This window comes from Calothrix anomala FACHB-343, from assembly GCF_014696435.1.
Classification (GTDB): domain Bacteria; phylum Cyanobacteriota; class Cyanobacteriia; order Cyanobacteriales; family Nostocaceae; genus Aulosira; species Aulosira anomala_A.
Genome location: NZ_JACJQG010000034.1, coordinates 80,087 through 91,429 on the forward strand (window position 1 = coordinate 80,087; position 11,343 = coordinate 91,429).

An 11,343-nucleotide genomic window follows, 5' to 3' on the forward strand; every position below is an offset into this window, starting at 1 on the left:
GACATAATAATTAAGGTTTAGTACATAGATTTAATCGATGTCTGTAAACAGCGAATTAATGCAAAAAATATTGCACCTGCTGAGACCCCTGATGGAGAATGAAAGCCAGCGTCGGGGGTATTTATTCAGGGCATTGGGGACTAATACGCCTGTTCAGTATCGGCTAGCTTTTAATACACCTACAGATGATTTTATTCCTAATTTAGTGAATGAATTAGTTGTTTATGGTAAAACATCCTCTGGTAAACCCGCACTTTATGCATTATTAAAGGTAATTCGTGAGGATGTGGGCATTGATGTCCAAGCCACTATTGATGCACTGATTGTAGAATTTCTACCATCGGCAGCAACCCAAACTATTTCTACACCACCGCATTTAGTGTTTGATTTACTGCTACAAGTGGATTTTAAGCAACAGACAAATATAGTCAGGGAAGTAATGAGAAGCTACTTCACAGCAGGCTTCTTAGTTCACAACGAACCTGAGTGTGGATTGGAATTCTTGCTGGCTAAGTTATTTCGGATGAAACCAAGTTTGAAAAACAATCAGCCAATTGTTTTTGATGTGGGTTACAGAAAGATAGACCGCTTATGGATGCAGTTAGGGCGTTATTTTCGTGTAGATCCAATTTCCACCTCCGAAATTTTGGAGAAAATCTGCGAGCGCTGGCAAACTCAAGATGTGGTTTTCATATTTAATAAAGTAGATTGCTTACAACCAGAAATTTTTTCCGCTTGGCTGGAGGAGTTTTGGGAGCCATTGGTAAATATCGGAAAAGAAAATCCACCTCAAAAATCTACACACTTGTTTATGTTTTTAGTAGATCATGGCGGCAAAGTACACCAGTCAAATATTAATGTATCAACAACAACTTCTCCACCTCTAGATCCACGAATACCTCTATATTTACCCACAGTAGATAGTTTTACCCTGGAAATTATTGAAGAATGGATAACAGAAGTTGTGATGCAGCGTAGTGATATAGAAATCGAATTTGATCAATTTACATCCGAAATATTGTTTCAAAAGTCTTGTCAAGGTATTCCCCAATTTGTCTTTGAAGAAATTTGTAGTTTTTTTAGTATTGATTGTGAAAAGGTTTTTACCCAATGTATCAAAATTTAGCAAGTGTACTCACTGCCAATGGCAAAAAACCTTATGAAGGCAAGCCAATTTCACCCCAAGAGTGCCAAAAGTACGGACTCTCTCCTTACTTACCATCACCAGAACTCATTCAAGCTGTTAATCTGGCAATTTTTTTAGAAAAACGCCCTTTATTGCTTAAAGGTGAACCAGGATGCGGTAAAACGACTTTAGCGCAAGCGGTAGCTTACGAATTGGGTAAATCCAATGAACCCGAATTGGGTTTACCCTATGAAGCTTGGTTTATTAAGTCTACAACCAGGGCCAGAGATGGACTTTACACCTACGATGCGGTTGGACGCTTGCATGATGCTCAACTTTCTCACATAGGGGAAGCAAGCAATTCTCAAGTCAAAGATTTAGATAACTATATTAAATTGGGGCCTTTGGGACGTGCATTTAAAAATGAAAAACGCACCGTAGTTTTGATTGATGAAATTGATAAAGCTGATATTGACTTCCCCAATGATTTGTTACGAGAGTTAGATGAACAGAAATTTACAATTGAAGAAAAGGGGGAAGAAGTCAAAGCAAATTACCCTCCAATTATTATCGTTACTAGCAACGATGAAAAGGATTTACCAGATGCTTTCCTGCGGCGTTGTCTGTTTTATTATATTCAGTTTCCAGATGAAAAACAATTAAAAGAAATTGTAAAGTCACATTTTGCAGAATCTTCACCCAATTTAGTAAAAGCTGCTGTACAGCGTTTTAGTGAATTGCGGCAGAAAATGGAGAAGGGGAAAGCAGGTAAAAAAGTTAGCACCAGTGAGTTGTTAGATTGGTTTGCAGTGTTGCGGCAATTTCCTGAAGATGAGGTGTTAAAGCAGTTAGAGGGAGAAATACCTTTTCCAGAAGTTCTGTTGAAGAAATGGGAAGACCATCTGCGGTATTTAAAAAAATATGAAACTTGAAGAACTACCACTGCTAGATATTTTTAACAGCCTGCGACAGAGACATGGTTTGCCGTTGGGAGTTGAAGAATATTTGGTGGTTGTGCATAGTTTAAAAGCCGGGTTTAGTGTCAATAGTCGTCAGGAATTAGAGCAGATTTGCTGTATGTTGTGGGCAAAATCTGAAGAAGAAAATCTCCTGATTCAACGCTTATTTAGGGAGATGTGGAACCAAATCGAATTACACCCTGTACATTCTCCAGAATCTTTGAATGAAGCTACATCCAGTAATGACACTTCAACTTTAATTTCAGAATCATTTACACCAGAAAATTACGAATCCGACTCAATTGAAACAGCTACATCTGAAGAATTTCCACTTGATGACGAGGTAATCTCTAATTTAGAAACAACTCCCACTATTACACCGGAACCAGTGCAAGCTGTCCAAGCGGTGCGGAGTATTCGCAGGGATAGGGAACGCAAACGCCCTCGTTATATGCTGTTGACAGAATATTTCCCTGTGACTAAGCGACAAATGAAGCAATGCTGGCGTTATCTGCGTCGTCCGGTGCGCCAAGGAGTACCTACAGAATTAGATGTGGAAGCGACGGTGGCAAAAATTGGGCGTGAGGGTATTTTACTGCAACCTGTGATGATGCCACCGCGTACAAATCGTACAGATTTGGTGCTATTAATTGACCAGGAAGGCTCAATGGTTCCGTTTCACGATTTATCGCGGCAGTTAGTGGAAACGGCACAACGGGGAGGACGGTTGAGAACAACCAATGTATTTTATTTTCACGACTACCCAGATGAATACTTGTATCGACATCCAGCGATGCTTGAGGCCAAGGCTGTTTCTGAAGTATTGGCGGAAATAGGCGAACGAGCGGCTGTATTAATTATTAGCGATGCCGGAGCAGCACGGGGGAATTTTGACGCAGAACGGGTTGATAATACTAAGGTATGGATTGAGCAGTTACAGCAGTCGGTGCGTTATTTTGCTTGGTTGAATCCGATGCCTAGTGAATGCTGGCGGCAAACTACGGCTGAGGAAATTGCCCGTTTTGTGCCGATGTTTGAGATGAGTCCCCAGGGAATGAATGCGGCAATTACTGTGTTGCGGGGCCGATATATCGCTGGGGAGGTAATTTACTCATGGCTGATGTGACGGCAGATATTAACCAAAGCCGTGCGATGAGAATAGCCCAAAGACGGGTTGAAGGGTTTGCCCAGCAGTTTGGGGAAGCACACCGCAACTTAGCTCGTCATGCGGCGTTTCCTTTGGTATTGACACCTGATTTACTTTACCAAATTTGGGCAAACTTTGTTCCCCAAGCCCCTTGGGTAGCAGTTGCTCATGTATTGCTGTCGCGGTTATGTCGTCAGGTGGGTTATGAAATGTATGAGATGGATATTGCTGACCGCAATTTATTGTTACGGGAATTGAAGGAGGAATCTGGGCAAGAAAGATTTGATGAACTAGGGGAATTTTTATTAGATTATGTAGCGCAGCGATTAACTGATGATGAGGCAGATACGCAGGATTTGCGGGAGGTGCAGGAGTGGACAGCGTTAGTATACACTAAGCCGGGTGAGGTAGCACGCGAATTAGCAGAGATACTCAGTTTAAGAGTTAAGCAGGAGGATATAGCGGAGGTTGTTCGTCTTACCCCATTGATAGAAACTTTTGCAGAACCTTTAATGGATGCAGGATTTGAGCCATTATTAGTTTATGCACGTGGAATAGGTAAGTTTTTTCATGGAAACCTGGAGACAGCGCAAGCACAATTGAGCAAATTAAATATCAGCGATGAGCGAGTCAAAGTTGCTGGAGTGAATTTAGAGATACCAAAACAAATTTTGGATTTTTCAGGAGATGATGCCAACACTCATACAAAACATAGTGCTAATAATAATATTAGTCCTTCCTCCACAGAAGAAATTGAAAAAATTGATAAAGTTATAGAAGCCCAGCGAATAGGTGGTAATATTTGGAATGTTTTCTTCGGGCAGCAGACAACCCCAATAGGCAACCCGGCACGACCAAAGAATGAACGGATACTACTAGCCGCAGTCAAGGAAGAAGTTACTTCAAGATTAAGGCAATCTCTACACAACGCCGTGCTGATTAATTTGGGTAAGGAGTCGCAACCTCAACAAGTAAAACGCCCTTGGGATGCTGAGATAAGAATTGGCTTAAAACCTGCTGAACCTCTCCCAGATACCACAACAATTTTAGAAGTTTTTGACTCCCAAGAAATAGCAGGGAAACTGTTAATACTGGGTCCGCCAGGAGTAGGTAAAACCACCACACAATTAGAACTGGCTCAAGCTTTAGTCAGCCGTGCAGAAGAAGTGCCTGATTATCCCAATCCAGTTTTATTTAACTTGTCCTCTTGGATAGATGATCGTCAGCCTATAACCGAGTGGTTAGTGGCAGAACTCAAATCTAAATATGGTGTCTCAAAAAAGTTTGGCCAAGAGTGTTTAAATAATCATCAATTACTACCATTGCTTGATGGTCTAGATGAGATTGAGCCACAGCGTCAAGAACTTTGCGTTCATGCAATCAATAAATTTTTATCAGGCGAGACTAGACCGCTTTATCTAATTGTTTGTAGTCGGAGTGAAGAATATAGTAACTACGCTACTCAGTTACAACTTAATGGTGCTATCTACTTACAGCCTTTGACTTACAATCAAATTTGTGATTATCTAACGTCTATAAATTATATAGCGCTTTGGTCAACTATCAGTAATGACTTAGACTTACTAGAGTTAGTAAAGACTCCCTTACTACTCAGCATTACTGTTTTAGCCTTTCAAGAAATATCTATTGAACAATGGCAGCGTTTAGACTCTACAGCAGACCGGATTCAGTATTTGTTAGATGCTTATATAGGGCGTATGTTAACACGGAATATTAACAGTAGAGCATATTTGAACAACAAACCTCCTAATGCTAGACAAACACGGATTTGGTTAACTTGTTTGGCAAGAACGCTTCAGGAACAAAGTCAAACCCTATTTTCAATCGAAGAAATACAGGCGCTGGGTAGGTTACAAAAATATTGGCGTGGTGAGATGCCTTGGAACTATCGCCGTTTTTTGGACTATGCTACTGAGCGATTAATTTTGCAAAGAATTGGAAGACAATATAAGTTCATACATAAGCTATTACAAGACCATTTTACTAACATGTCCCTCCCTTCAGATTAATTGCAAAATGTTAATATATACCAAATTAACAGCGATTAACTACAAAATACTTGGCATTAGGAAGCTTAATTTTTTATGCCCCACCTGTTAATAACTCTTGACATACAAACCTTTACTCTTCATCCACATGGTTATGAAACCGAATAAGCTGTCCCCATCCATAACCAGCAAATTCTGATTTCTCATAAAACGGACAATAACCTCTAACTGGCGAATAAATCGACAAACCCTTCACACGTTTAAATCTCACCCCTGAAGTCACATTTGCCAAAATTAACTGCGGTTCAACTTCAACAATCATCAAATCCATCACTTCAGAAATGACTTGAGTCAATACATTACTTTCCCCAGCATATCTATCCCGTAAAACTTTTAAAAAATCATACAAGTCTACAAAGTCACTATCTTTAAAACGCACCGCTTTACGTTGAGCATTGTAAAGAGCATTCTCAGCATAAATATCTTCGTCTGTCAGCAATTGATGCAAAACATCCGCCAATCTTCCCAACGCCTCCGCTAGTTTCTCAACCACTTTCAAATTTGTTGCTGATTGGGTAATCTGAGTTACACTACCCCGCGATTCTCCTTCGTAGTAACGCCCATACTCCTGTACAATTAACTTTGCCAACATCTCTGATGTCATTTCTGGATAGGCGGTTAAATTCTGCAAAATTGCTGTGTACGGATAACCTGTTATGGGTTCTACCTCTTGCGATGCAACCATATAATTAGCATTAGCCCGCAGCTGATAAGCTACTTCTACCATGCCCATTAAACAGGCATCCATACAAATTAAGCTAACTTTTTTACCTGTAATTGCTTCGGCTTCCTGAAAAGCCTGCTGAAGTTTGGCATTATCTAGGAAATCTAATGATGAATCATCAAATGCGATCGCCCGCGAATCTTCATCCTCCAGTTGCAGCACTTCCGTAATTGACGAAAGGAAAAAAGCACGAGACAACCGTTGATGATTTCGGGTAAGCGATCGCACTTCATCCTGACTTGCCTGAATTTCAACACCACGCGAGCGCGCAAAAGCATAAATATCGTCTTCTTTCCAGCCAGTACCGTGATTCCACAAAATCACCGCATAGTTTTCTGCCGGATAATTCTCAATTCCCCAAACAATAAAGTCCCGTAAGGAGCGAGGATCGCCCATATTCTGCTCTGGGATATTCTCAATTTGCCTGGGTTCTTCTGAAGGGCGAATATATATGCGGTATGTGTGTTCTCTATCAGAAAGAGTATCGAACTGCACTAACACAGCCACTTCTGGTGTAGAGCCAACTGCTTCCATTTCTGCAATGTCTTGATAGCCTTGTGCTTCCATCGGGGCCATCAAGCGTTTACCTTGAAGTTGCTCGAAAACCTTACCGTTGTCCCCAGCCATGTAAACCATCACAGTCCAGTGACGCTCATTGTGAGTCATGTTGCAAAATTTCGTATTTAAGTTTCTTATTTTTATACAAATTTATTGCTGCGATTACCGGAAATTACACAAACTGTTAGTTGATTATTTTGCTTTTAAGTTCGGCAAGTAGTTCCTCTGCTTGGCTGACATCGCGGCTATTAATAGCAGCTTGCAAGTTTCCTAAATTTTCTAGTAAAAAATTATCAGATGACTTGTCTTGATTGATCGCGCGTTGCAATCGGGTTATCTCTTCTTCTAACTGAAAAATCCGATTAGTTACAGCGTCTTCATTTTCATGCACTTTCGCTTCTTCCAGCTTCTTTTCTACCTCTTGCTGAGTCAAGCGATAAAAGCGGTCAAACGTTTTCTCCACAGGTTGTCCATCGGTGCTGGTATCTTCCGCTAACACATGAAGAATGCCATCGTGGTCAACTGTGAACTTACAATTAACCCGAACTTCCCCCGCCGGACGTGCAGTAGCTAGGTTGAGAACTACTTCACCGATAAATTCATTGTCCCCGGCAATTGGTCGTTCACCTTGGTAAATGCGGAAGCGGATACTTTCTTGTCCATCGCGCTGAGTAGTAAAAGCTTGGGAACCCTTACGCCACTTGGTAACTGGTATTGGTTCATTGGCACAAATAATTGCATCCATCTTGCCGTTAGCTAACTCAAGTCCCAAAGACAAAGGCGTTACATCCCAGAGTTTCACCTCATCCCGAAGATAACCGCATAATCTTGCGCCCAGTACCGCCGCACCTCTAGCTACAGCTTCATCTGGATTGACAGAATCATTGATTTTCCAACCGAAGCGATCGCGTAATGCTTCTTTGATAGCAGGTAATCTGGTTTGTCCACCAACCAATAACACTTGATCAATATCTGTAGCTTCCAACTTTGCTTCTTTTAAAGTCGCATCACAGATATCTAAGGTGCGGTTGATCAAAAGTTGCACAAGTTTTTCTAACTCAGTCCGAGTTAATGTTGCTTCTAGCCCCAAACACTGGCTTTCTATGGTGAAAAGATTGGGAATGCTAACTTGATATTCTGTACTTTTAGTTAAAGCAATTTTGGCAGCTTCTGCGGCTTTGCGTAACTGCGATCGCACGCCACTATCTTGCTCAATAGATAAATCTACACCATGCTGCTGCTGAAACGCAGCTTTCAGCCATGTGACAATTTCCAAATCAAAATCATCCCCACCTAAATGGGTATCGCCGCTAGTAGCCTTTACCCGAAACAAACCCTTTTCAATCCGCAGAATTGAGATATCGAATGTACCACCACCCAAGTCATACACTGCTACGGTTTGGGGTTCTGTACCCAAACCAAAGGCTAAAGCCGCAGCAGTTGGTTCATTAATGATTCGCGGAACTCGCAAACCAGCTAATTCTCCAGCTTCTTTTGTTGCCTGACGCTGAGATTCACTAAAATAAGCCGGAACAGTAATCACAGCTTGGGAGATTGTTTTACCTAAAGTTGCTTCAGCATCTTCCTTCAGCTTACGCAAAATTTGAGCAGAAATCTGCGGAGGTGTAAAAGTTTCTTCGCCTACAAGAATAGCAACTTTGCTCTGCTGCATTTCGGCGATATTATAGGTAACTTGAGTTTGGTCGTTACGTACCCGTTCATCACGAAAGGTACAGCCCATAAAGCGTTTTACGGAGTAGATGACTTCACTAGGGTGAGTTGTAATACAACTTAATGCTGATTTACCAACAATGTGTTGATTTGTTTGGGTATCAAACATGACAACGGAGGGAGTGAGGCGATCGCCTTCTGAGTTGGATAAAACTCTCGCTTTTCCTGTGTCTGGTTCCCAAATGGCAATGGCTGAATTAGTTGTCCCTAAATCAATCCCTAAAACATCTACCTCACTCACTGTCTACTCCCCTTTTAATTTTAGATTTTTTAATATGTGTAGCAACTTAAACCACAAGCTGTACCTACCCATAATTTAGTCTCTTTATCTTCACCAGTGCTGATGGCCAGTGCTATAACTCGATTTGCCCCTAAGCCACTATTGTGGATGTTAAATTCGTTAATTTTCCATCTATTGCCTTGACTCAGTAAACAAAATAGCCCCTTATCTGTCCCAACCCATAAACTGCTATTGTTCTTATCCCATATCAAAGCTGTTATGAGTCGATTGTCAAGCTCAGGTATTGGTTCCCAGTTGTCAACATTGCCTATGTATAACCCCTGACTTGTACCCACCCAAACCTGTTCTAATTCATCTCTATTAATTGCTAGTAGCGATCGCACATCTGCACTACCTAAGTTACCAGTAATGGGGATCAGTCGTTTTGTATCAGTTTTATATAACAACAATCCTGCTGAAGTACCCAGCCAAACATGGTCTGTAACAGCTTGGGTAATTGCTTGCAGCCATCCCCTAACGGGTAATTCCTTGTTGGAAATTACTTGTAACAAAGCTGAATCTTTGTAGTGATAAAGACCATCTAAGCCAATTGCCCAGTAGCGATCGCTTCCAATAGTTAGGGTTAAAATAGGCTCTGAAATATTGGGAGCGGTTTGCAGTTCATTCTGCTGTTTTAAGCTATGTAAACCACTATTCCAACTCGCAACCCAAACAGTTTCTTGGTCTTGGCTGGTGATGATAGCGCGGATATCTTGGCTAGCAAGTTTTCCATAGCGTCGCCAACTTTCGGTAAATAAGTCATAACGAAATAAGCCCTGTGCCGTCCCTATCCATAAAATAGAACGGTCTGCAAATTGTTGCACTGATAGTGCTTGCACTAAACTGCTGAAAGTGGGTGGAGATTTTTCGCGGGAAGCTAACCCAATGACATCAGGGGGATTGTCCGTTAAGTGCAAAAATATTTGTTTTTTCTCTCCGCGTAAGAGTCCATCATGAGTACCAATCCATACTTGATGATCGCTACCTGCTAGCAAGCTGGTAATAGGTGCATTAAATTGCTTTTCTGTCAAGGGTGTCCAACCAGTTTCTGTTGCTAAACCCACCTGTCCGCCACAAGCTACCCAAACTCCTTGCGGATGGGGAGCTAGGGCAGTAACTTCACCAGGATATGTAGTATTAATTTTGTGTAGTTTGTTCGTTGATAAGTCAATGCGTACCAGTCCGCGAAAAGTGCCTAACCACAGGTTTTCACCTTGACGAGCTAGCGTGAGAACATCCGGCTGCACACTGTCGCTGGTACGCATCCAACTAGCATTTTTGTAATTATAAACGCCTTGAGCATTGCACAGCCAAATATCATTTTCGTCAACAATAGACATTACTCTCGGAGGAAAACCAGCCGGGGGTAATTCGATAGCGGGTTTGCGGTCTGGAGTGTTGATAGCATAAAGACCGCTAGCAGTTCCAGCCCAAAGTCTACCAGTAGAGTCCAGGGTCAAACAACTTACCTTTACCTCGCCCAGAATGCGGTAAGGTCGCCAAGTATCATTTTTTAGATAATAAATTCCAAATTGTTCGTGAGTAGCCCAAACTTGACCCATACCATCTACGCTAACTGCTAACACTGAGTTACCTGGCAAACCATGTTCGCTGGTGTATCTCACAAATCGATTTAATTCCAGCTTCCAGTGCAGTATCCCTCCCCCAGTCGCCAACCATAAATTTTCTTGTGTCAGGTCAAAAGCTAAGTGACGGACATGACGCTGACTAACTAAGTTACCCCACTCCAAAAAAGCTTTATCACTGGGTTGTTCTTGTTGCGGTGCAGCATCAGCAACGGGGATGGGCAAATCTTCTCCCCCTACTGGTACAGGTAAATTAAGTTGGTAGTCTTTACTACTCATAATTTATTGGTGCTGGTAATACGCCCCCACTCCTCTTTTAATTTGTCTAACTCAGCTTGCAATTCGTAATTCTGGTCTTGCTGCTGTTCAATACATTGATTGAGAAAATTATGCCAGTGTTCTGGACTTTTTTGCTGTTGTCGCCAAAGTCCATAACGTGCATCTTTATACAAACGTTCTGTTGCTTGCTTTAAATTTTGTAGCTGTCGGTTTAACGCTCCCTCCCAAATCTTCAGACGCTGATATTGCTGTGTTAAGTTTTCTTGGGAGTTACGAGTTGTCCAAACTATTCCCCAAGGTAATTCTTCCAAAACATCGCCTAAACTGACGGTAGCATCGCTACATAAACCCTGGAGATTGGCCAGTAACTCTGCATCCTCAGCATTGACATCAGGATCTAGTAACCGAAAAATATGCTCCAGTAGCATATCTTTATCAATTGCTTCTGGGTCTTTGAGGCTAAATTCTGTTGTTTGTTCTTCCTGGTAGAGAAAATTATCAGTTGCGACATCTTGCTGTTGCGTATCGTCTTCATCCTGGGTGAAACGTTGAATTTGGCTGCGAAGGGAGGCAATTTCTGCTTGTAAGCGCATCGACTGGCGACGTAATGTACCAACAACTGCCTGAAATTCGTTGTAAGCTGCTGCGAGATTTGTTTCTAGTGGTGCAATTGTTTCCCGTGCAGTAGTAATTGAGGAGCGCAGTTGTTGCAGTTGCGTCAGTAACTTATCTAATTCTGCTTGAGTTATTGCTGAGGTAGATGGGTAGTTTGTCATTAGAGGGTGTTTGAAAAGTTTTTAGGGGTCAAATTTTATGCTAGCCGCCTCACCATAATACGGATCATAGCAAGGTAGATAAAGGTTTCTGAAGTTTCGGGTAATAAC

General features: G+C 41.7%; 8 protein-coding genes. 4 read left to right on the forward strand and 4 right to left on the reverse strand.

The window, feature by feature from the left end:
- The first annotated feature begins 37 nt into the window (after positions 1–37).
- The 4 genes from H6G08_RS19735 to H6G08_RS19750 are packed head-to-tail and all read left to right on the forward strand — an operon-like array spanning position 38 to position 5,262.
- The gene (locus tag H6G08_RS19735) at positions 38–1,126 is read left to right on the forward strand and encodes an XRE family transcriptional regulator (protein WP_242046214.1); all 1,089 of its coding nucleotides are present in this window, start codon (positions 38–40) and stop codon (positions 1,124–1,126) included.
- Complete coding sequence (locus H6G08_RS19740) at positions 1,111–2,058, forward strand: AAA family ATPase (RefSeq protein WP_190545973.1); 948 nt, start codon at positions 1,111–1,113, stop codon at positions 2,056–2,058. The genes H6G08_RS19735 and H6G08_RS19740 overlap by 16 nt, the downstream gene beginning before the upstream one ends.
- On the forward strand, positions 2,048–3,211 hold the full coding sequence (locus H6G08_RS19745) for a hypothetical protein (protein ID WP_190545974.1): 1,164 nt from the start codon (positions 2,048–2,050) through the stop codon (positions 3,209–3,211). The genes H6G08_RS19740 and H6G08_RS19745 overlap by 11 nt, the downstream gene beginning before the upstream one ends.
- The gene (locus H6G08_RS19750; protein ID WP_242046215.1) at positions 3,199–5,262 is read left to right on the forward strand and encodes an NACHT domain-containing protein; all 2,064 of its coding nucleotides are present in this window, start codon (positions 3,199–3,201) and stop codon (positions 5,260–5,262) included. Before H6G08_RS19745 ends, H6G08_RS19750 begins: the two co-directional genes overlap by 13 nt.
- Positions 5,263–5,374: 112 nt before the next feature.
- Here the strand turns inward: H6G08_RS19750 and H6G08_RS19755 are convergent, their stop codons facing one another.
- From H6G08_RS19755 to H6G08_RS19770, 4 genes are all read right to left on the reverse strand, one after another.
- On the reverse strand, positions 5,375–6,691 hold the full coding sequence (locus H6G08_RS19755) for a clostripain-related cysteine peptidase (protein WP_190545976.1): 1,317 nt from the start codon (positions 6,689–6,691) through the stop codon (positions 5,375–5,377).
- A 76-nt stretch (positions 6,692–6,767) separates the two neighbouring features.
- Positions 6,768–8,555: an Hsp70 family protein gene (locus H6G08_RS19760; protein WP_190545978.1), complete on the reverse strand. Its 1,788-nt coding sequence runs from the start codon at positions 8,553–8,555 to the stop codon at positions 6,768–6,770.
- A gap of 29 nt (positions 8,556–8,584) precedes the next feature.
- Positions 8,585–10,459 (reverse strand): ligand-binding sensor domain-containing protein, encoded by a 1,875-nt coding sequence (locus tag H6G08_RS19765; RefSeq protein WP_190545980.1) that lies wholly within the window; start codon positions 10,457–10,459, stop codon positions 8,585–8,587.
- On the reverse strand, positions 10,456–11,235 hold the full coding sequence (locus H6G08_RS19770; RefSeq protein WP_190545982.1) for a hypothetical protein: 780 nt from the start codon (positions 11,233–11,235) through the stop codon (positions 10,456–10,458). Before H6G08_RS19770 ends, H6G08_RS19765 begins: the two co-directional genes overlap by 4 nt.
- Between the last annotated feature and the right edge of the window lie 108 nt (positions 11,236–11,343).